Origin of the sequence: Caldalkalibacillus uzonensis, assembly GCF_030814135.1 — a bacterium.
GTDB classification, from domain to species: Bacteria; Bacillota; Bacilli; order Caldalkalibacillales; family Caldalkalibacillaceae; genus Caldalkalibacillus; species Caldalkalibacillus uzonensis.
The window spans coordinates 139156-161255 of sequence record NZ_JAUSUQ010000010.1; the positions used below are offsets into that span (position 1 = coordinate 139156).

The window sequence follows — 22100 nt, forward strand, 5'->3', positions numbered from 1 at the left end:
GAAAAATACCAAAACTCATAACAGGAGGTTGAAACGAAGATGGCGATGAATGAAATGAATGTAGGCCAGGAGCATAAGCCCCTTCAGCCTGCTCAACAAACGGCACGGCTCAAGTTCTGGATCACTTTTTTGCTGGGCATGTTTTTCTTCCTGATCCCTTTGAAAGTGTCCGGCAATTGGACCATTGCCTTTGATGTGGTGGTCAGCTGGATACGTACCAACGCACCGGGGTTAGTCGCCCTGTATTGTCTGCTCATCATCTGTATTTCGGCGCTGTTAAGTGTGTTGGCTGTTTTACAGCAACAGCAAAAAATCCGTTTAAGCATGGATTTATCGTATTTTGCCACCAAACCTGCATTTTTGGGCTTTCGTGTGCTGGGGGCCGTGTTTGCTGCTCTGATCTATTTCACCATTGGACCTGACTGGTTCTTGTCTCCGGGGGCGGGAGGACTGATGTTTAACACTTTGGTTGCTTCTGTTGCCATGATTGTGCCCATTGGAGCGATATTTATCACTTTGTTTGTTGCGTTTGGCGGATTGGAGTTTATCGGTACTCTGGCCCGTCCGCTGATGCGGCCGCTGTTTAAAGTGCCGGGACGTTCAGCGTTGGATGCCGTTGCATCTTTTGTGGGCAGCTACTCCGTGGGCATCTATGTAACTAATAAAATGTATCTGCAGGGACGTTATTCGGCCAGGGAAGCGACCATTATCGCCACTTGCTTTTCAACGGTCAGCATCGGCTTTTTTGCTGTAGTGGCCAACACGCTAGAGTTATTGGGTCATTTTCCACTGATCTTTTTCTCGACTTTGTTGGTCAGTGCCATTTTAGCTTTTATTCTGGTGCGCATTCCGCCTCTATCGCGCCTTCCAGATGAATATGTGGGAGAACCAAAGCCGGAAGAGGAGCGTACTGAACAGTCTATTCTTAAACAAGCGGTAGAAGCCGGAGTGAAGCAGGCGGCCCAATCAAGCGCCGTGCATAAAGAATTGGCACAGGGATTTGTGGATGGCTTGAAATTGTCTATGGTCATTCTTCCTTCTATTTTGTCTATTGGCTTACTGGCCATTTTGCTGGCCAATCATACCCCCTTGTTTACTTGGCTGGGAAAGCCCATGGAACCGCTTCTGGCCCTGTTGGGCTTGCCTGATGTGCATATTTTGGCTCCGGCCACGTTAATCGGCATCACGGAAATGTTCTTGCCAGCTTTGCTTGTCACAGAAGCGGCTGTAGCCGGCAAGTTTTTTATCGCTGTTTTGTCGCTCAGTCAGATTTTGTTCTTCTCAGCTGTTATCCCTTTGTTGCTAGAGGTGGATATTCCAATTAAATTGCGTCATATATTGGTTTTGTTTGTGCTGAGAACCTTGATTGCTATGCCGATTATTGCCGCCATTACCCACCTGTTCTTTTAAAATATTCACGCGCGGCTGTCTCATCTGGATGAGGCAGCCCTTTTTGTAAGCTGACATGGGTGCACTCCAAGTAAATTAGAAATTAGAATGTCCAGTCTTTTGTTCGCGTTTTAAAATCGCTTGAATTCGTCAGCATTCGTCCCCATTGGCGTCTTGATTTCGTGTAAACTGATATAATAAAAATAAAGAGGTGATTTAAGATGGCAGTCGATCCATCCACATTCAATGTTTCTTTACCGAAAGAATTAAAAGATTTTATTGAATACACGGATGCTGGAGAAGACCTTGAGGAAAAGGTGAAAATTTCGCTAGTCATTGGGTTGTGGGCCAGTAAAAAAATAACCTTGGCTCGTGCAGCTCAGTTAGCAGGAAAAACATTAAGTGATTTTATTGACATCCTCCGCGCCAATGATTTGCACTGGATGAACTATTCGGAAACTGAATGGCGAGAAGATGAGCGAGTCATTCGAGAACTAACCAAGGACGATGAGGAACGGGCATGAAACAAATAGTGGCAAACGCAACACCTATCATCGCATTATCCATGATTGGCAAACTAGATTTGCTTGGTGAGTTGTTTGATGAAATCATCGTCCCCCAAGCGGTTTATGATGAAATCATGGCCGGAAAGGGGCACCGTGCCTATGGAAAAGCGGAACTTAAATACGCTATAGATCATTGCAACATAAAGATTTATCAAGTGAAAAACCAAACTATGGTGCAGGAAATGTTTGGCCGACTTCATAAAGGTGAACTTGAAACAATTGTGAGTGCAAAAGAGTTGAAAATACCCTATGTACTGATTGATGAGCCTGATGCGAGAAAATTAGCTAACACCTTGCTTCTGAAACCGATAGGGACCGTTGGATTTCTGTCTCTTGCCAAGCAAAAAGGTAAAATGCAAGTATTAAAACCTTGCCTTGATGAATTAATAGCTAAGGGCTTTAGACTTTCAAAGCCATTATATAAAAAGGTACTGAATAGTGTTGGAGAATCTGTATATGGTCAATAGTTTAGCTCTCATTTGCTGATGCCATGTTGGTTGGCTGGAAGAAAGCCTGTAAGATGTAAAACTATCCAGGGCTGTTTCACCCGCTTGAGGCAGCCCTGTTTTTCTAGTTATCTTTTGTTCTGGTAAAGGTTCCAGACGAATGCCTGTGGAAAAAACTACATCATTGTATATAAAAAATACCCGGCGTACACCCGAGCAACTTATCAATCCCCCTTTAAAAATTTCCAATGCTATCACAGTTTCATCCCCATAAATATCCCCGTAGATGATTTTGGCCAAACGTTCTTCTTCCCATGAAGTTTTCATTTCTTCGTCCATATCCCATTCTTCATTGATGTGCTGTTCAATCTGTTGCGCCTCAGATAAGCCTGGGCTACAGCCCGCTTCGAGACCAAATAGGAGTATTACTTTACAAGTTAATAATTTCGTCATGCTAACCCACCCACCTCTTTTAGAGGGGTGACTTAACCAACCACAGGTTCTGGCTGCGTATCCAGGCACATTTATGTTAGCATATTTATTAAAATTTTGTTAGTGATAGTTGCAGGGATTTGAGTACCAGATTCGTCTGTATAAACAGAAACCCATACTAGAAATGTTCAGGTGCATCTTGCTGAGCACTAAGCAGAACGGGCAGTGATGCATTGACAGGGTGGCCGAAAGCGTTTACGATTAAGATAGAAATGTTTGATGAGAGGTAAGGAAGCGAGCCAATGAAAGAGGAGTCGCATGAGCTTAAACGCAGGTAGAAGAATCGGTAAATATGCCCTGCAGCTTGTTTTACTGGAGGGCGATGAACAGTCCCTCTTGATTGACCGTATTGAGCAATTAGGATTTAAGTGCTGTTACGGTCATGTCGGGGCGATGGATACGCAAAAAATTGTGGCTGCTATCGAAACAACGAGTAAAAAACATGGACTGATTCAAACCGGGCTATACCGTGAATCCCATGCCTTATATCACGCCATTATGGAAGCCCTGTATGGGGTGACCCGGGGGCAGGTGCAGCTGGGAGCGGTGCTGCGCACTGTAGGTTTAAGTTTTTCAGTCGTGCGCGGCCGGCCCTATGTCACTCAAGCAGAAGGCGACTGGATCGCCGTCGCTTTGTATGGAACCATCGGGGCCCCGGTCAAGGGCCTGGAGCATGAAACGGTTGGTTTGGGAATCAATCATATTTAAGTTTAAGGATGTCATTTGAGCTTACATTGATCAGTACAGTGCATCTGGATGCTGACCCTTCTGGATTCCGACACTTAAGAGAAAATTGAATCTGTGACAGCCCAGAGCGAGCAGTTGTCAGGGGGCTATATCGGACAGATCTGTCTGTGCAGATGTGTCCGGTGTAGCCTCCTTTTGTTTTTTAACAGATACCAAGTTTAACAAAAGGAGGAGACGGGCATGATCGTTCTTGATGGTCATTCTTTAACGCTGGAACAAGTGGCTAAGGTGGTTGATGAAGGAGAAATGGTCACCGCCTCACCTGCCAGTATTGAACGGGTCAAAGCCAGCCAGCGGGAAGTGGAAAAGATTGTGGAGGAAGAGCAGGTGGTGTATGGCATCACGACCGGCTTTGGCAAGCTGAGCGATGTCTATATTCAGAAAGAGGATGTGGAAACACTGCAATACAACCTTATTCGCAGCCATGCCTGCGGGGTGGGGGAACCATTCCCGGAACAGGTGAGCCGTGCCATGTTGTTACTCAGAGCCAACGCTTTGCTCAAAGGCCATTCCGGGGTGCGGCCTGAAGTGATTGAGCAACTGCTCACATTGTTAAACCGTCACATCCATCCCGTGATTCCGCAGCAGGGATCATTGGGAGCCAGCGGCGATCTGGCACCCCTTTCCCATCTTGCCCTGGTGTTAATCGGTGAAGGAAAGGTGTTTTACAAAGGAAAGATCGCAGCGACCCGGGACGTGTTCCAGGAAGAAGGGATTGATCCGCTGCGCTTATCAGCCAAAGAAGGATTGGCTTTAATCAATGGCACCCAGGCCATGACAGCGCTGGGGGTGATGGCTTATTTGGAAGCGGAGAAATTGGCTTATCAGGTGGAAGCCATTGCTGCGCTAACCTTTGAGGCCTTGCGCGGGGTCGTTGATGCCTTTGAACCGGAGATTCATGAAGCGAGGGGTTATCCGGAACAGATTGAAGTGGCCAGGCGCATGCGCATGTTTTTACAAGGGAGCAAGCTTGTGACCAGACAAGGACAATTGCGTGTACAGGATGCTTATACGCTGCGTTGTATTCCTCAGGTTCATGGGGCCACCTGGCAAACGTTAAATTATGTTAAAGATAAGCTGCAGATTGAGATTAATGCCGCTACAGACAATCCCCTTATTTTTAAGGATGGAAAAGTCCTGTCTGGCGGCAACTTCCATGGACAGCCCATTGCCTTGGCCATGGATTATTTGGGGATTGCCATGGCTGAGTTGGCCAACATCTCCGAACGGCGCATTGAACGGCTGGTTAATCCCCAGTTAAGCGGTTTGCCGCCCTTCTTAAGTCCGCAACCTGGTCTGCAATCAGGAGCGATGATCCTGCAGTACACTGCAGCTTCGCTTGTCTCTGAAAACAAAACCCTGGCTCATCCCGCCAGTGTAGACTCTATTCCCTCCTCAGCCAATCAGGAGGACCATGTCAGCATGGGCACCACAGCTGCCAGACACGCCTATGCGATCATCACCAACGTCAGAAGGGTGCTGGCGATCGAGCTGATCTGTGCCCTGCAGGCGGTAGAATTTAACAATCCTGATGCATTGGCTCCCCGCACCTATGCCATTTACAAGGCAGGAAGAGAGATTGTGCCGCCCATCAGGCAAGACCGGGTGCTGTCCGAAGATATCGAACGGCTGAATTTGTGGTTAAAAAAAGGAACGTGGACACATTTGCTGGGCGAAAGTAACGTGTCTGTTTGCTGATTATTCGTCAATGTAGTGAGGGGGGACCATCCAGCAAAATGGTCTCCTCTTGTGTTCTGGCAGTGGGATTGTCAAGGTTTTAATGTTATTGACGGAATAAACATATAATTTATAAAATTAATACATAATAGGTGAAGGAGGCATAACCATGTCCCTGGTTGAAGAGGTGTTAAGGGAGCAGCAGGGAAAGGCAGGGCCTTTTTCAGATAAGGATATAGGGACGACCATGCTGGCCCCTGGCTACCGGGTCGATTTGCGCAACCCACAGGGCCGGGAGCTGGACAAATTTATCAAGGCCAACCAGGTCTCAGACTGGTCAATTCTGACGTGGAGAGAGGTTGGTAAGCCGTATCAGGTGAACATGATGTCCCGCGACCGCAAAGCATGGGAAAAAGAACATCAGCAAGAGATGCCCCTTAAAACTTCGTGGGCATATTTTAACCGTCATTTCCACCAGTGGTTTGTCAAAGATGTGCCGGAAGAATTACAAAAAACCAGGCAAGAGGTTAAAACTTATCTGAGCCGCTTTAAGGTCAAGCAGGTGGTTCAGGCACTGGGGGACGTGATGCGCCTGTCGTTGTGGAACTATGTGCACCGGGTGGAGGATGCCATCTGGGACCCCCGGGGCAAACGGGCACTTTTTGAAGGATTGGATGTGCAAAAGCCAAGGATTTTGTTTTTGGGAGCGGCAGAAGGATACGAAGCCATGCAGCTGTATGCCATGTACCCTGGCGGTGAAGTGGTGCTCGTTGACTATGATGAATTTTGTAAAACGGACCGCTTCGGCCAATTTCCGGAAACCTATCCTTTTTTGGGGACCAACCCGGCCACGGGAAGTCCCAAGGTATGGTACAAACACGAGATGAATATTGAGTATCTTGTGGAGGATATTCGCAACCTTCCCTTTGGCAAGGAGTTTGATATTGTGATCAGCGTGGGCCTCTTGGAACATTTTCCGGACGAGTATAAGCCAATGGTGCTGGAGTGGCATCGTCAATTTTTAAAACCGGGCGGCTATGCGCTTATGACCACGCCCCGTGACCAGGTGCGTTCCAGACTGTTTTACATGATTATGGCCGATGTGATGAATCATACCTACCGGGAGTTGATGACCATTCGACAGATGGGGCTGTATGTGTATGAAGGAGGCTTTAACATTTTGCGCCACGGCTTTATTAAAGCCCATAACGGCATTGTAGCCCAACCGCGCTGAGAAGGATACTGGCAGCTGTCCAACATTGTGCCTGTTAAGGGGATCGATGGATTCGATCCTCTTTAATATTTGCTCAAATCAAAGGAATGGCTGGTGGCTGGTTGCTTTTTCTGGTGTACAAAACGGGGGTGATCTAGTAAACTATAAAAATGTGTGCCCTTTATTTTAGCTCGATAAAGTGCTAAAGAAGCAGAGAATTAAAGGGGGAAGCTTTTTTGCTTAATGGTGTGGTGATCTCTATCCTTGTCCTCATCGTATTAAGTTTATTACGGATCAACGTCATCCTGGCCTTATTAGCTGCAGCCATCACGGCTGGCTTGGTAAGTGGACTTTCCCTGCAAGAGACGGTTGAAACATTAGTCTCAGGGATGGGCGGACAAGCCAATACGGCCTTGAGTTACATTCTGCTAGGGATGTTTGCCGCAGCGGTCAGTATGACGGGTATCACTGAGTTGCTCGTACGGCGGTTGCTGCAATTCTTAAAAGGAAAAAAGGGAATGTTGCTGCTCACCATCGCCGCTGTGGCCAGTTTATCCCAGAATGTGGTCCCTGTGCATATTGCCTTTATTCCCATTTTGATTCCTCCCTTGTTGCATCTGTTTGACCAACTAAAAATAGACCGGCGGGGTGTGGCTTCAGCCTTGACCTTTGGCTTAAAAGCTCCTTACATCATGGTTCCGGCAGGCTATGGCCTAATTTTCCACGGGATTATTGCCGATGAAATGACCCGTAACGGGATGGCTGTTGCTGTTGGTGACATTCCTTTAGCCATGTTGATTCCGGGGTTAGGGATGGTGGTGGGCCTGTTGGTCGCGATTTTCTTCACTTACCGTCGTGAGCGGGGTTATGCCTCGGACAGCACGAATGCTTGGCCAGGTACGCCGGAGCAAGAAGAGGTGCACTTTTCATTCCGGCATGGACTGACCATTACGGCCATCATTGCTGCTTTTGGGGTTCAAATTGTGACCCAGTCCCTTGTGCTTGGGGCTCTTACCGGACTCACCATCATGTTTGTGGCCGGCGTAGTGCGTTTACAAGATGGGGATGAACTGGCCAACCAAGGCATTCGCATGATGGGGATGATTGCTTTTGTCATGCTCATTTCCTCCGGATATGCAACTATTTTAAAAGAGACTGGCGCGGTGGACGGTCTTGTGGCCGCCACAGCGGAGGTGATGGGTACCAATCCATTGTTGATTGCCATTGTGTTCTTAGCCGTCGGCCTGTTGGTCACCATGGGGATCGGAACATCTTTTGGCACAGTGCCTATTCTGGCTGCCTTGTATGTGCCCCTTTGTACAGCAGCGGGCTTTTCACCCCTGGCCACGGCAGCGTTGATCGGAACGGCTGCAGCAATCGGTGACGCAGGTTCCCCGGTATCTGACAGTACTTTGGGGCCTACGGCCGGACTCAATGCAGACGGCAGGCATGATCATATTTGGGACACTTGTGTGCCCACTTTCATCCATTACAACATTCCCCTGTTTATTTTCGGGGTGATTGCTGCTCTGGTGCTGTAAATCTCTTATTGAGGTTGGCTCTCAACCTTCATCTCGTTTGCTATCCTTAGCATCAATTCCTTCAGATTATACGCAGCTGTCCCTACCCCAAAAATGACAATGCAAACGTGGCACAAAAGAACTGCCAATTCGTTTGGCAGGATCTTTTTATGAGTTGACACGGAGTTTCAAAACATCATATCTTAGTTATGATAGTACAAATTTAGGACATAAGTTATAATTTGAGCGGCGAGAGGTGGTAATTTGTGAGTAAAGAAAAAGAAGATTCAGTAATAAATTTTTTAAATAGCAGCGTAACTAATGCTATAAGTATAACCAAAGTTAGAAGAAGCCTTCGAATGAAAACAATGATAGCTATTATCATTAGCTTACTTATCAGTTCTCCAATCTCATCGTACATAAATTCTTATGTCATACGATTGATTGATGGAAATTATGGAGTATATGTTAATACAGCCGTAACACTTATTGTCACAACAATTATAATAACGGTGTTTATCCAATTGATTGTTATTAAGCCTTTAAATAAACTTGTTGAAGCAACAAGAAAGGCGGCAGAAGGTGATTTAACTTCCATTGTTGATTACAAATCTGGTGATGAAATTGGCCAATTATCGGATGCTTTTAATACCATGATTGAAAATTTAAGAGGACTCGTCCACAAGACGAATGAAACTGTTTTACAAGTTGCTTCATATTCCGCTGAGCTTAAATCTAGTGCTGAGCAAAACAGTAAAGCCATTGAACAAATATCGGTAGCCGTACAAGAAGTGGTATCCGGTGCTGAAAATCAAGAGCAAAGTGCTCACGAATTAACTCAATCGGCACAAGAAATATCAAAGGATATGGAGCGTTCCTCGAAATCGATTCAGTCAGTTGCGGATGCTTCAAACACAGCAAGCCAAAAAGCAGACAAGGGCATTAAAATTGTTACGGATACAATTGAACAGATGAATCTTGTTCAAGACTCTGTTAAGGACACTTCAAGATTGATAAATGCTCTCGGTGATAAATCTAATGAGATTGGCAAAATTGTGGATATTATTACTGAAATAGCAAATCAAACTAACTTGCTGGCATTAAACGCTGCAATAGAAGCAGCTCGTGCAGGTGAGCATGGTAAAGGTTTTGCCGTAGTTGCTGATGAGGTCAGAAAATTAGCCGAACAATCAGGTATTGCTGCCAGCAATATACAAGAGCTGATTAAAGAAATACAATCTGAGACGAAAAAATCTGTTGAGTCGATGAACGCTGGCAAAGATACAGTTGAAAAAGGGATTGTTATGGTAAATGAAACAGGTAAATTCTTTAAAGATATTGTTAAGGATATACAAGAAATATCAGCACAAACTCAAGAAGTTTCTGTAATTGTGGACCAGGTAAACCAAAGTTCCCAAAGTATGGCTAAATTGATTGAAAATATAGCAGCGATTACTCAACAAACTTCTGGAAATACCCAGAATGTAGCTGCTTCAATTGAAGAACAAACAGCGTCTATGGAGGAAATAGCCTCATCATCAGCGAAGCTGAATAAATTGGCTCAAGATTTGCAAGAAGATATAAACAAATTTAATATCAAGTAATTTAAAGGAAAGTGAGACCAGTTTTAACCAGAAGGGCTCTTTAACCGTTATTCCCTATTGTTTGTTACTTCAAAAGGATCAGTAAAGTCACGCGTGACTTGCGCGTGACTTTTATTTTAATCAGCATTTTCTGTTTGGCCATGTAAGGCTTTTAAGGCCAGTTTGACAGCCCCGTATGCAGCATTAACTTTGAGTTTTTGCACGCGGGCCAAGGGATGGTTCTCCTTTACATAACGGAAGAACTTTTCATAGATAAAGGGGATGTTCAGCAGTATGCTTCCATTGACCACCACGGAGAAGGGACGGTCATGAACGTGTAATTGTTTTAGCAGGGCATCGGCCAAAAGGAACAGTTCCCAGGCAGCCTCTTCCAGGATTTCTTTCGCTATGTCATCCTCCGCTTGATAGCACTGGTGAACCAATCGGGCGATACTGGCCACTTCTTTTTTGTCGGCCGTATGACAGGCATACCGGATAAAATCCTCTGCCGTCTGCAAGTTTTTCTCTTCCCTAATAAGAGACAGCAGTTTGGTCGGTTTTCCCCGGCCGTCCATGCTGCGGACAGCCGCTTTTAGCGCTTTGACACCCAGATCATATCCGCTGCCTTCATCCCCGATGATATGCCCCCATCCTCCACAGCGCGCTTTCCGTCCCTCCTTTGTTTTGCCAAATCCTATGGATCCGGTGCCGGAGATGACGATGATCCCTTCGCCATCCTCAGTTCCTGCTTCCAGTGCTGTTTCAGCATCATGGGTTAACAGGATGGTGCCTTGGAAACCCAAAGACCGGATCATTTCCGTCATCATTTGCCGGTCCCATGGACGGTCAAGTCCTGCACTGCCCAGACACAGGGCGGCGCAATGGTTCAGTTTTAGTCCTGTTTTGTACATGGCCAGGTCGAATAGCTGTTTTAGTTCTTCCATCACGAAGTCAGGACTGTACGCATAAATATTGGTGGGTCCCCCTTGTTCAGTCAAAAGGACTTTACCCTTCAAGTCAGCTATGACTGAAGTGCTTTTTGTTCCTCCTCCGTCAATGCCTAACACAAATGACATGATTGTACCCCCTCCGGTCATGGATCATTCATTTACACTATCTAAAAGTAACATCAGTTCATATCTATAACAAAAATTAAACTTTTATAAAATGATTGGAATATAATTTCCTATAAAATATAATATATTTAAAATTTAGTTTCAACAGAAAGGGGGTTCATTTTTCTGTCTCTTATATGAAGGATGGCTGGTTCGACTTGGTATGATGGTAGTATTTACTGAATTCATTTAAAATTATGGAGGAACTGGGGGTTAATACTTATGCCTAGACAGGTACGCATATTTTGGGTTTGGGCACTTGTGTTTGCTTTCTTGCTTGTCGGTTGTTCCGGTGAAACGGACTCAGGTTCCGGAGAGGATCAAAATGGACAGGAGCAGGAAACTACGGCGGGAGAGACGGTCAAATTGACTATCACCAGCTGGCGGACAGAGGATACGGAAGCATACAATCGGATCATTGAGGAGTTTAACAAAGAATATCCCCACATTGAAGTGGAGTTTCGCCCTCAAAAAAACACGGAGTATAATACGCTGTTAAACACTGCTCTGCAAAGTGGCAGTGCAGCTGATATTATTCAGTTGCGGCCTTATCAGGCTGGGATGCAATTGGCTGATGCAGGTTATCTGGAGCCTTTAGATTCCATCATTGCTCTACAAGACTTTCCGCCAGAGATTCTGGAAGCGGCAACAGCCAGTGATGGCAAGATTTACGGTGTGCCTCTATCCATTAACTCGGCTCAAATTTATTACAATACACGCCTTTTTGACGAGTACGGCTTAGAGGAACCTAAAACTTGGGATGAGTTGCTCGATGTGGCTGAGACTTTGCAGCAAAAAGGCATTATTCCTTTTGCCATCGGCTCCATGGAAGGATGGATTTTGTCTCTCACCCATGCTGTGTTAGGACCTGCCTTTTACGCGGGCAATGATTTTGTGGAAGACATTTTAAGTGGAGATAAAGATTTTACGAGTGAAGAATTCGTTGCTTCCATTGAAGCCATGAAAGAGTTGGCCAAATATTTTCCCGACAATTATGTAGGTTTAAGTGGTGATGATATGCGCACCCTATTTGTCACCGAGCAGGCGGGCATGTATGTGATGGGCAGTTTTGAGTTGGAAGTGATTACCCAGTTAAATCCTGACCTGGAATTTGATTTCTTCCCGACACCGCCTGCATCCGGAGGTGAAGCGACCATTACGACCTGGGTGGATGGTTCCTATGGCGTCAATGCCGATTCTCCCCATAAGCAAGAAGCTTTGACATTTATCGAGTTTATGACCAGTGAGCAGTTCGGGACACTATTTGCCAATGAATTGAAACGGATCAGCGCCGTGCCTAACGTTCAAACCGATGATCCCATGGTGCAGAAAATGGCTGATCTTGCTGCTGAAAATTCCACTCCGTATATGATCCTGGTCTATTTCAATGAGGGAAATCCGACAACAAAACAGGAGTTGGAGGCCGCATTACAAGGGATGTACCTGGATGAATTAACGCCGGAGGAAGTGGCAGACAAGGTACAGCAAAGTGTGAATACATGGTTTGAGCCGAACAAGGAATAAGGGTGACTTGCATGAAAATGGAAGCTGATATCAAACAGAAAACAGATATTGTAGGGAAATTCAGGGGAAATTGGAAAAGGTGGTTAATCCACCTTTTTCCAATCCCCGCATTGTTAGTGTACGTCAGCTTTGTTGTCATTCCTATTTGTTCTGCTTTTGCCTACAGTTTGTTTGAGTGGCGGGGTATTCAGCGCGGTCAATTTGTCGGTTTGGACAATTTCGTGCGTTTGTTTACGGTTGAACCGTTTAACTGGATGTTTTGGAATGCCTTTAAAAACAATGTTACCTACTTTGTGATTGAAATGATCGCCCAGAATGGCATTGCCTTTATATTGGCATACATTTTGTATACCAAAATAAAAGGGGCCGAATTTTTCAAAGCGGCGTTTTTTCTCCCTCGAATTCTCTCAGTTATCATTGTTGGCTTTCTATGGAAACTCATCTTGAATCCCAATTTTGGTGCCTTAAACGTATTGCTGTCCAAGGTTGGATTGGGGGATTGGGCCAGACCCTGGCTGGGGGATCCTCACACCGCCCTTATTGCCATTATTCTCGTTAACAGTTGGTTTGGCCTGGGATTTGCCGTGTTGATTTTCCTGGCTGGCTTACAATCCATTCCCCGCGATGTGATTGAGGCCGCCCGTCTGGACGGCGCCAGAGGACCACGGCTAATCTTTTTCATTATTCTGCCGCTGATTGTCCCCTCTATCACGATTGTGACAGTGTATACCTTTATCCATGCCTTCGAAGCGTTTGAGTTAATTTATGCCATGCAAGGTTCTCAAGGTGAGCCTTATTATTCCACCGATACCTTGGCCGTCTATTTTTACCGCTTGGCTTTTGGGGGGTCAGCGGGTGATTCGGTGGCCATTGGGTTAGGGTCGGCACTGGCAGTGGTGCTCTTTTTGATCATTGCCAGTATTTCAGCGTTATTCCTTTATTTGGTCCGTAAAAAGACGGTCACCTACTGATTTAGCAAGGGACCAAGAACCGAAAGGAGGGATGTCAACGTGACAGGCAGTCATTACTCCCGGCCGTTTCAATATTTGATCGTCTTTATTTTTACCCTTATCTGTTTATATCCGATTGTGTTAATGATTATGTCTTCGTTTAAGAAGAATATGGAGATTTTTCAAAACCCGTTTGCCTTGCCCCGTTCCTTTAATCTTGAGCCGTATATGAAACTGTTGGAGCAACTGCCCTTTTTCACGTATTTACTGAACAGTTTAATTGTTAGTACTGTCTCTGTCCTATTAATTCTGTTTTGCGGCGGTTTAGCTTCTTTTTACCTGGCCCGCTTTAAGTTCAGTTGGACCGGAATCCTGTTCTTCTTCTTCCTTTTGGGATTAATGATCCCTATTAAATTGGGGATTGTACCCCTGTTTATGTTGATGCGTAACCTGGGCCTGACCAATTCCTTGTGGTCACTCATTTTTATGTATACAGCAACAGGTATTCCTATCTCTATCTTAATCTTAACTGAGTTTTTCAAAACGCTGCCCAAAGGATTGGAAGAGGCCGCCCGTATTGACGGTTGCTCGGATTGGAAAATTTTCTGGGTTATAGTTCTGCCCTTGATGAGACCGGCCTTGGCTACTGTGGCTATTATTAACTTTATCCAGGCCTGGAACGATTTCTTTTTCCCTTTGATTTTTATTCAGGAAGAAGCCAAAAAGACCATTCCCGTCGGCATGCTCAGTTTGTTTGGAGAATACGCCACGGACTGGAGCATGTTGTTTGCTGGCCTGACGTTATCTTCTTTGCCCATGATTATAGTTTTCCTGCTGGCTTCCAAGCAGTTTATGGAGGGCTTAACGTCAGGGGCGGTGAAATAAAGGGTGAAGACTGGCCGGTGCTTGACTTAAACAGTAAAATCAAAACAGAATGGTTGGTGTGAGAATGGATATGGATTTGTCAACTTTAACCACTGAGCAGCGCAATAAGCACAGCATGCAACTGGATCAGATGACAACGGCGCAAATTTTACAAGTCATCAACAGGGAAGATCAATCCGTAGCCCAAGCGGTGGGAAAGGTTCTAAACAAGATAGAAACAGCGGTTGAGCTGGTGATTGAAGGACTGAAAGCTGGCAAGAAGCTGATCTATGTGGGAGCCGGAACAAGTGGCCGTCTAGGTATTCTTGATGCAGCTGAATGTCCCCCTACTTTCAGTATCTCTCCGGATCAGGTGCAAGCCTTGATTGCCGGAGGGCAGGAGGCGATGGTCAAGGCTGTTGAAGGAGCGGAGGATGATGTTCGGCAAGGGGCTGAAGATGTGGAAGAGTGCCCAGTCAACCCTGGTGATGTGGTCATTGGTTTATCCGCCAGCGGGAGAACACCTTATGTGCTTGGCGCCTTGAATGCCGCCAAGCTGCGGGGAGCGCAAACAGTAGCCATCTCTTGTAACAGGGATGCAGAATTAAGCCGAATCGCTCACCATGCCATTGAAGTGGTGGTGGGGCCCGAAGTGTTGGCCGGCTCGACACGGATGAAAGCCGCGACAGCTCAAAAGATGATTCTCAATATGATTTCAACGACGGCCATGATTAAGCTGGGTAAAGTATATGAAAACCTGATGGTGGATTTGAAAGTGAGTAACGTCAAGCTGAGAGAGCGAGCCCGGCGTATACTCATGGCCACGACAGGGATAACATATGAGGAGACCGTTGCTATTTTGGAAGCAACCGGTGGAGAGGTGAAACCGGCCATTGTAATGGTTGAGACCGGGGCCACGCTGGATGAAGCCAAGAGAGCCCTGCAGGCGTCCGGAGGATTTGTACGCCGGGCCATACAACTGGTTCAAGAGGAAGGAAGTGAGTGTTATGACAGCAAAAACTAAGTCCCTTTCTCCAACGTCAGGCGGACTGGTGATGTTGAAGGAAATGCTGCCCCATCTCCCACCATCGGAACAGAAAATTGCTCGCTATATCCTTGATCATCCCCGGGAAGCGGTGGGCTTCACAGCTGCTGAATTGGGAGAAAGGAGTCAGACCAGTGGGGCAGCAGTGATCCGTCTATGTAAGTCTCTGGGCTTCAAAGGATTGCAAGAATTGAAACTGCGGGTGGCAGGAGATTTGCGCACAGAAGAGGTGGAGGGATACCGGGATATTCAACCTGGGGAATCACAGCAAAATGTGATTGAAAAGATGACCAGCAACAGTATTCAAACCTTAAAGGAGACAGCCCAGATTTTAAGTCCGGATGAACTGGAGCGGGCCACCGAAGCAGTTCTTGCGGCACGACGGATCCATTTTTTCGGGGTGGGTGCCTCTGCCATTATCGCTCAGGATGCCCAACAGAAATTTTTACGTATCAATAAGCAGGCGACGGCCTTTCCCGATCTCCATATGGCGGCCACATTAACGGCCAACGCCAGCGAACAAGATGTGGTGATGGGGATCTCATTTTCAGGTCAAACCAAAGAGGTGCTTAAAATTTTACAACTGGCCAACAAAAAAGGAGCTGCTACCATTAGTTTGACACGGTACGGGGCGTCTCCCATTGCTGATGAAGCGGATATTAGGTTGTTCACCTCCACTTCAAAGGAAGCTACCTTCCGCAGCGGTGCGACGTCATCCCGCCTGGCCCAATTACATGTGATCGATATTCTGTTTATGTGTGTGGCTGCCAGGCAGTATGATCAGGCGATTACCCATTTGGACCAAACCAGAGAAGCGATCGCTTTTATTCAAGGTCGGTTCAATCCAAAATCATAATATGTTCATTGGACTAGAAAGTGATCAGGCTCAGGGCTGGTTCCCCGTGAGCCTTCTAGTTATTTTACCCATCGGCTTCTGCATTCCACAAATCCATAACGTATATTTGAAAAGTTCAAAATTAATATTGAATTATCATTTTTAAATATATATAATTTATATAAAATATTATTTCAGAATGGTTGGGATATGATGGAGTTTAATTTAAGCAATTTAACTACCGAGCAGCGTAATAAACATTCTCTGCAGATTGACAAGATGACCACATATGAAATCTTAACAATCATGAATAGCGAGGATTCATCTATAGCTCCAGCAGTCAGGCGAGTGCTGCCTCAAATTGAAAGGGCAGTTGAGCTTACATATGAGGCCCTCAACAGAGGAGGAAGACTATTCTACATCGGTGCTGGTACCAGCGGACGTCTCGGTGTGTTGGATGCGGCGGAGTGTCCCCCGACGTTCAGTGTGGACGAGCAACTCGTTCAGGCCGTTATTGCAGGTGGGCCCACTGCTATGTATAAGGCGGTAGAAGGGGCGGAGGATGACGGTGAAGAAGCAGTTAATGCCCTGCTGGAAAGGGGATTATCAGCTCAAGATGTTGTTATCGGCATTACGGCCAGTGGAAGGACTCCTTTTGTGATTGAAGGTTTGAAATACACAAGACAAAGGAAAGCCTGTACCATTGCATTAACTTGCAATAAACAGGCACTGGTAAGTCAGTATGCAGATCACACCATTGAGGTGGTGGTCGGTCCTGAAGTGTTAGCAGGATCGACGCGTCTCAAAGCTGCCACTGCACAGAAGATGGTCCTGAACATGATTAGTACTGCCGCGATGATTAAACTGGGCAAAGTTTATGAGAATCTCATGGTTGATTTACATGCCAGTAACCGGAAATTACGCGAGCGTGCCCGGCGAATCCTGATGGCTATTACCGGGGTGACTTACGAGGAAGCAGTGTTGGTGCTTGAACAGACCCAACAAGAAGTAAAGCCGGCTATCGTCATGATCAAAACGGGTTGTACTTACCAACAGGCAGTAGAATCCCTTCAACAAAGTAAGGGGTTTGTGCGGGAAGCAATTACCCGTTTGTTACATTTTTAAACCGTTGAAACAAGGAAAGGTGGTGATAAATTGCAAATAATTTATTCTAAAAATTTAAACTATTAATGCTAAAGCAGGGTTTGGTCATGAAAGGATGCCATGACTGGGAGGTTATAGAGTGATAATGTTTAAACTTAAAAAGGTGATAATGATGGGGATCTTTACAGTTTTAGTGATAGGCGCAGTGCAGGTTGAAGCACATCCAACCGATGCCCAGCATAATGAGGAAGGTTATTATCGTGCCTTTTGGGTGCAAGCTTTCGCACCTGGGTTAAAAACCCCTGAGGAAATTGACCAGTTGGTTGAAGATGTCAGCCAGGCCAACATGAATGCCATTGTTGCTCAAGTGAGCCGGAGACATGATGCTTACTACCGGAGTGACGTATTGCCATTTACTGAAGACCCTGCAGTTCCACAAGGATTTGACCCGCTTGGTTATCTGATCGAAAAAGCGCGGGAAAAAGGCATTGAGGTCCATGCCTGGGTAGTGGTCGGTCCGATGTGGCACCCCATATACGGAGGAGAACCGCAAGATCCCAATCATATTTGGAATCTCCACGGACCGGATGCAGCTGATGATCAAACCTGGGTGACCAGGGGCTATGATGGTTCTGTTGGCAACCGTATGCAACCCTATCTCGATTTAGGGCATCCTGATGCAAGGGATCATGTGGTAGAGATGGTGACAGATATTGTTAGGAACTATGATGTTGATGGTGTTCATTTAGATTATATCCGCTATCCGGAAAATGCTGCAGGAAACCCAAAGGGTTGGTATGGTTATAACCCCACATCACTACAACGCTTTCAAGAAGAAACAGGTCGTACAGACCGTCCCGATCCAGCAGATCCACACTGGCTGGAGTGGAAAACAGAGCAAGTGAACACACTGGTTAAACGCGTCTATCTGGAAATGATGGCGATTGATAGCGCTGCCAAGCTGACCGCTGCGGTTGTTTCGTGGGGGTTTGACGATCCAAGGCACACCGAGTGGTGGGCAATGGATCCGGTTCAGCGTGCCCATCAAGATTGGAAACGCTGGGTACAGGAAGGGTATTTGGATTACGCATTCGTTATGAATTATGATCCAGATGCTGATCCTACCCGGGCAGCAAGATATGATGCTTGGATTGAGTGGCAAAAGGATTTGCCCCGCAACAGGGGGATCGTTATTGGACCAGCTCTTTATCTTAACGCACCAAAAGACAGTTTATCGCAGATACAGCGGGCGCTGCAACCGTCCCCGGCTGGCCGTCATGCAGAAGGCATAAGCCTGTATGTTTACAACGTATGGAGTAATGATAGTACGCCACGCGGGGAGATTATTCAAATGCTTCACGAAGCGACGGACCTAAACAACCATGAACCTCCGTTTGCTGCACCCGTTCCTGTACCGGAACCTGCCTGGAAAAAGGCGCCTCATGGGCACCTTTTAGGACAGGTACTGCAAGGGGAAGGAAAGATGCCCCTTTCGGGTGTCCATGTCCTGTTGCGCAGAGGAAACAATGGACCTGTTGCGGCTGAACTTTTAACAGACGCAAATGGTTATTTTAGTGTTACAGATCTAAAACCAGGGAATTACCGGGTAGAGATAAATGGACACAAACATGCCCAGCAGCTTACCATTAAACCACGGCAAGTGACTAGAGCGGAGCTAACCCAGTAAAAAGATATCTTAGTGATAAATATTTGCCAGGTTTTTCCTATTTCAGTCTGGTGTGGAGTTTAACATGTAAAACAGATAAGGGGGGCATTTCTGTGAAAAAGCGTTACTGTTACTTTGGTTTAAGTTTGTTATTGGTATTCGTCCTCTTAGCCGCCGGATGCACTTCCGAACAGACCGGTGGTGATAACAGCGCTCCTGAGACAAATGAAGGGCCGGCCGATTCAGATAGTAGCCCCGACCTTGAAGCAACTTTAAGGGTGTGGATTATGGAAACCGGTTCACCAGAGGAAGCGCAGGCTTATTTTGAAAGGATTAATGCCCAGTTTAATGAACGATATCCCAATGTTCAGGTCGATGTACAATTTATTCCCTGGCTTTCCGCCCATCAAAATTTGATCACAGCCATTGCCGGGGGAAATGCCCCTGACGTATCAGAGCTGGGGACCACCTGGGTTCCGGAGTTTGCCGCCATGGGAGCTTTGCTGGAAATGAATGCGTATATTAATGATTGGGGATTGGCAGACGGCTGGGTGCCTGCCTTGGAAGAAGCGGGCACTTATATGGAGAATTTATATGGCATACCCTGGTACGCTGGTTTGAGGCAGTTGATTTACAACAAAGACATTTTTGAGCAAGCTGGCGTTGAAGTGCCCGAGACATATGATGAACTTCTTGCCGTGAGCGAAGCGATTATGCAGAACACTGATGCCTACGCCTTTCCTGCAGTGGGGATATCGCAGCACTTTGTTTTACCTATGGTATGGCATTTTGGAGGTGAGTTGGCTGTATTGGAAGAAGGGGACGATAATGAATTGCGCTGGGTTTCCAAGATAAATGAAGCTGAGGCAGTGGAAGCCTTTAAGTTCTACACGGACCTGTATAAAGCAGGATATGTTCCTGAAGGGGCTGTCAATTGGTCTGTGCTGGACACACGGCAGGCTTTTGCTCAGGGAGACCTGGCCATGACCATTGACGTGGCCCCGGGGATTAATGCCATGATCAACGAAAATTCGGAGATCGCCGATAAGATTGGTGTGGCCCCGTTGCCATCCAAAGCCAATAATGCCAGTTTTGTGGGTGGATCAAATCTTGCCGTATTTAAACAGTCCTCCCACCCGGAGTTAGCTGCGGCCTATGTGAATGTCCTGTTACAGGAGGATAATATTGCTGAATGGGCACAACTGACTGGGTTTTTCCCGGGGACACTGGCAGGATTGGATAATCCGGTTTTTCATGAAGATGAACATTTAAAAGTGTTTGCTGATGCATTAGTCCACGGACGTTCCTATCCAGCCAGTCCATCTTGGGGGCAATTTGAGGGTGATAACCTGTTTGTTACTGCTGTGCAAGAAATCATGTTGGGCAATAAAACGGCTCAAGAGGCCCTTGACGAAGTAGCTGAAGCCATGAATAACGCATTTGAGAAGGAATAAGTAAAAAGAAATGGGTAAAACAAAGCAGGTTGGCAGCTGAACTGCCAGCCTGCTAGCTGAAATGGGGTTTGAACGATGAGAAATAAATGGCTGCCTTGGCTGTTATTGTCACCTGCCTTATTCCTTATTGTAAGTTTGACTGTTTATCCACTGCTCAACACCTTCTTCATTTCATTTCGTGAATATAATATGTATTCTCTGGTCACCGGGATGAGTGAATGGATAGGTTTTGAACACTATAAACAAGTTTTAAGCGATCCGTTTTTTTGGACTGTTTTACGCAATACGGTTATGCTCGGTTTTGCATGTGTGTGTGCCACCATGCTGGTTGGTCTGCTGGTTGCTTTATTACTGAATACAAATTTCAAGGGGAGTAAACTTTTGGGTATTGTGATTCTGATTCCCTGGGTTTTTCCTTCTATTGCAGGTGGGATAGTCTGGCGTTGGATGTTTAATGATCAGTACGGTGTGGTTAATTACGGGCTGACACGTTTGGGGCTGGACATGTTTGATGGTTTTGCCTGGTTTAATCAGCCGTTTACGGCCTTCTTTGTTATATTTTTAATGGTAGTATGGCAGAGTTTCCCTTTTATCGCTGTTTCCCTTTTGGCTGGGTTTCAGTCTATTTCCAGCTCGTTGTATGAAGCAGCAGAGATTGACGGTGCCAACAGCTGGGTGAAGTTAACCCATATTACCTTGCCTCTATTAAAGCCGCTGCTTTTAATCTTGTTTATCCTGTCCACCATCTGGAATTTCAAAATTTTTGATCAAATTTATGTCATGACTGAAGGAGGACCGGCGCGGGGCACTTATGTGTTGTCCTTATATTCTTGGAGTGAGGCCTTTAATGTTCTAAACTTTGGCAAGGCTTCGGCCATTGCTATGCTAATGTTCCTAGTGTTAATGGCGTTTATTATTTCTTATATTCGCCTGTTTAGAGAGGATAAGGAGGTGAGAGCATGAGCAACAAAAGCCCTTTGCAAAAAGTGCTGATTTACTTGTTTGCACTCATTGTATTTATTGTATCCGTGTTTCCTTTTTGGTGGATGGTTGTTAGTTCTTTAAAACCTGCTGCTCATATTTTCAGTTCCACGCCTAGTTTGTGGCCCGACACCATGACGCTGGAACATTATCTAAAAATTTTTTTGCGAGCCAACTTTTGGGTCTATTTTACAAACAGCTTAATCGTGGCCGGAATCGTTACTCTAATGGGCACCATGATCGCCTGTTTAGCAGGATATGCCCTTGGAAGGTTTAACATTAAAGGCAAAAACTTAATATTGTTGACCATTCTCAGCGTGCAAATGTTTCCTGTGGTTGTTCTGCTTATTCCTCTGTTTATTGTGCTGAGCAAGTTAAATCTGGTCAACACTCTGGTGGGGTTGGTCATCACCTATTTGACCTTTGCTCTTCCTTTTTGTATCTGGATGATGAGGAGTTATTTTTCCTCTATTCCTGCTGAAATTGAAGAGGCAGCATTAATAGACGGTTGCACGCAAATGCAAGCTTTCCGCAAGGTGGTTCTACCCTTGGCTTGGCCAGGCATTTCAGCAACCAGCGTGTTTGCCTTCATCATGGCCTGGAACGAGTTTGTTTTTGCTGTCACCTTTATTCAGGATGATCGTCTCCGCACGCTTCCCTTGGCTTTACAGCAGTTTTTCAGCCGTTTTACCGCCGATTATGGTGGGGTGATGGCTGCTTCCACGATCGCCACCATTCCAGTGTTGTTATTCTTCATTTTGTTTCAGCGCAAATTAACTAAAGGGCTGGTCCAAGGATCGGTTAACACTTAAGTGTTAAACGGAGTGCTTTTTTAAAAAGAGCAGCGGTATGATGTCAAGAGACTAATTTGAACAAAATCGCTGCTTTAACGGAGGTGTAGCGAAAAAAGGCAATAGGAAACTAAGCCC

Annotated in this window: 20 protein-coding genes; 18 read left to right on the forward strand and 2 right to left on the reverse strand. The window is 45.9% G+C overall.

From position 1 onward, the window contains the following. The first annotated feature begins 39 nt into the window (after positions 1–39). From J2S00_RS13760 to J2S00_RS13770, 3 genes are all read left to right on the forward strand, one after another. A complete protein-coding gene (locus J2S00_RS13760) occupies positions 40–1410 on the forward strand; it encodes a YjiH family protein (protein WP_307340876.1) in 1371 nt (456 codons plus the stop codon). 200 nt (positions 1411–1610) lie between these two features. After that, complete coding sequence (locus J2S00_RS13765; protein ID WP_307340877.1) at positions 1611–1913, forward strand: UPF0175 family protein; 303 nt, start codon at positions 1611–1613, stop codon at positions 1911–1913. After that, on the forward strand, positions 1910–2422 hold the full coding sequence (locus tag J2S00_RS13770) for a PIN domain-containing protein (RefSeq protein ID WP_307340879.1): 513 nt from the start codon (positions 1910–1912) through the stop codon (positions 2420–2422). Before J2S00_RS13765 ends, J2S00_RS13770 begins: the two co-directional genes overlap by 4 nt. Here J2S00_RS13770 and J2S00_RS13775 read toward each other — a convergent pair. Next, on the reverse strand, positions 2372–2854 hold the full coding sequence (locus J2S00_RS13775) for a hypothetical protein (RefSeq protein ID WP_307340882.1): 483 nt from the start codon (positions 2852–2854) through the stop codon (positions 2372–2374). The genes J2S00_RS13770 and J2S00_RS13775 overlap by 51 nt on opposite strands. Before the next feature lie 297 nt (positions 2855–3151). Between J2S00_RS13775 and hutP the strand changes: the two genes are divergently transcribed. From hutP to J2S00_RS13800, 5 genes are all read left to right on the forward strand, one after another. Next, positions 3152–3601, forward strand: a complete 450-nt coding sequence (gene hutP, locus J2S00_RS13780) for a histidine utilization transcription antiterminator HutP (RefSeq protein ID WP_307340885.1) — start codon at positions 3152–3154, stop codon at positions 3599–3601. A 219-nt stretch (positions 3602–3820) separates the two neighbouring features. Further along, positions 3821–5338 carry a histidine ammonia-lyase gene (gene hutH, locus J2S00_RS13785; RefSeq protein WP_307340889.1) on the forward strand — a complete coding sequence of 506 codons (1518 nt, stop codon included), beginning with the start codon at positions 3821–3823 and terminating at the stop codon, positions 5336–5338. Between the two features lie 148 nt (positions 5339–5486). Next, positions 5487–6551: a class I SAM-dependent methyltransferase gene (locus J2S00_RS13790; protein ID WP_307340892.1), complete on the forward strand. Its 1065-nt coding sequence runs from the start codon at positions 5487–5489 to the stop codon at positions 6549–6551. A 215-nt stretch (positions 6552–6766) separates the two neighbouring features. After that, on the forward strand, positions 6767–8071 hold the full coding sequence (locus J2S00_RS13795; RefSeq protein ID WP_307340895.1) for a Na+/H+ antiporter family protein: 1305 nt from the start codon (positions 6767–6769) through the stop codon (positions 8069–8071). Between the two features lie 245 nt (positions 8072–8316). After that, positions 8317–9654 (forward strand): methyl-accepting chemotaxis protein, encoded by a 1338-nt coding sequence (locus J2S00_RS13800; protein WP_307340897.1) that lies wholly within the window; start codon positions 8317–8319, stop codon positions 9652–9654. Positions 9655–9770: 116 nt separating this feature from the next. Here J2S00_RS13800 and J2S00_RS13805 read toward each other — a convergent pair whose 3' ends face one another. Then, positions 9771–10709: a BadF/BadG/BcrA/BcrD ATPase family protein gene (locus J2S00_RS13805; RefSeq protein WP_307340900.1), complete on the reverse strand. Its 939-nt coding sequence runs from the start codon at positions 10707–10709 to the stop codon at positions 9771–9773. Positions 10710–10970: 261 nt separating this feature from the next. On the opposite strand from J2S00_RS13805, the gene J2S00_RS13810 reads away from it, so the two are divergent. From J2S00_RS13810 to J2S00_RS13855, 10 genes are all read left to right on the forward strand, one after another. Further along, the gene (locus J2S00_RS13810) at positions 10971–12272 is read left to right on the forward strand and encodes an ABC transporter substrate-binding protein (protein WP_307340903.1); all 1302 of its coding nucleotides are present in this window, start codon (positions 10971–10973) and stop codon (positions 12270–12272) included. A gap of 17 nt (positions 12273–12289) precedes the next feature. Next, a complete protein-coding gene (locus tag J2S00_RS13815) occupies positions 12290–13243 on the forward strand; it encodes a carbohydrate ABC transporter permease (protein ID WP_307340942.1) in 954 nt (317 codons plus the stop codon). A 39-nt stretch (positions 13244–13282) separates the two neighbouring features. Continuing rightward, on the forward strand, positions 13283–14107 hold the full coding sequence (locus J2S00_RS13820; RefSeq protein WP_307340906.1) for a carbohydrate ABC transporter permease: 825 nt from the start codon (positions 13283–13285) through the stop codon (positions 14105–14107). A gap of 49 nt (positions 14108–14156) precedes the next feature. Continuing rightward, the gene (murQ, locus tag J2S00_RS13825; RefSeq protein ID WP_307340908.1) at positions 14157–15110 is read left to right on the forward strand and encodes an N-acetylmuramic acid 6-phosphate etherase; all 954 of its coding nucleotides are present in this window, start codon (positions 14157–14159) and stop codon (positions 15108–15110) included. Beyond that, positions 15094–15987: a MurR/RpiR family transcriptional regulator gene (locus J2S00_RS13830; protein WP_307340909.1), complete on the forward strand. Its 894-nt coding sequence runs from the start codon at positions 15094–15096 to the stop codon at positions 15985–15987. Before murQ (J2S00_RS13825) ends, J2S00_RS13830 begins: the two co-directional genes overlap by 17 nt. A 192-nt stretch (positions 15988–16179) precedes the next feature. Next, entirely contained in the window at positions 16180–17091 is a 912-nt protein-coding gene (gene murQ / locus J2S00_RS13835; RefSeq protein WP_307340912.1) for an N-acetylmuramic acid 6-phosphate etherase, read from the forward strand. Positions 17092–17215: 124 nt separating this feature from the next. Then, positions 17216–18757: a family 10 glycosylhydrolase gene (locus J2S00_RS13840; RefSeq protein ID WP_307340916.1), complete on the forward strand. Its 1542-nt coding sequence runs from the start codon at positions 17216–17218 to the stop codon at positions 18755–18757. 92 nt (positions 18758–18849) lie between these two features. Beyond that, a complete protein-coding gene (locus tag J2S00_RS13845; protein WP_307340919.1) occupies positions 18850–20190 on the forward strand; it encodes a sugar ABC transporter substrate-binding protein in 1341 nt (446 codons plus the stop codon). 75 nt (positions 20191–20265) lie between these two features. Then, positions 20266–21153, forward strand: a complete 888-nt coding sequence (locus tag J2S00_RS13850; protein ID WP_307340922.1) for a carbohydrate ABC transporter permease — start codon at positions 20266–20268, stop codon at positions 21151–21153. Continuing rightward, positions 21150–21983 (forward strand): carbohydrate ABC transporter permease, encoded by an 834-nt coding sequence (locus tag J2S00_RS13855; protein ID WP_307340925.1) that lies wholly within the window; start codon positions 21150–21152, stop codon positions 21981–21983. The genes J2S00_RS13850 and J2S00_RS13855 overlap by 4 nt, the downstream gene beginning before the upstream one ends. Positions 21984–22100: the final 117 nt, after the last annotated feature.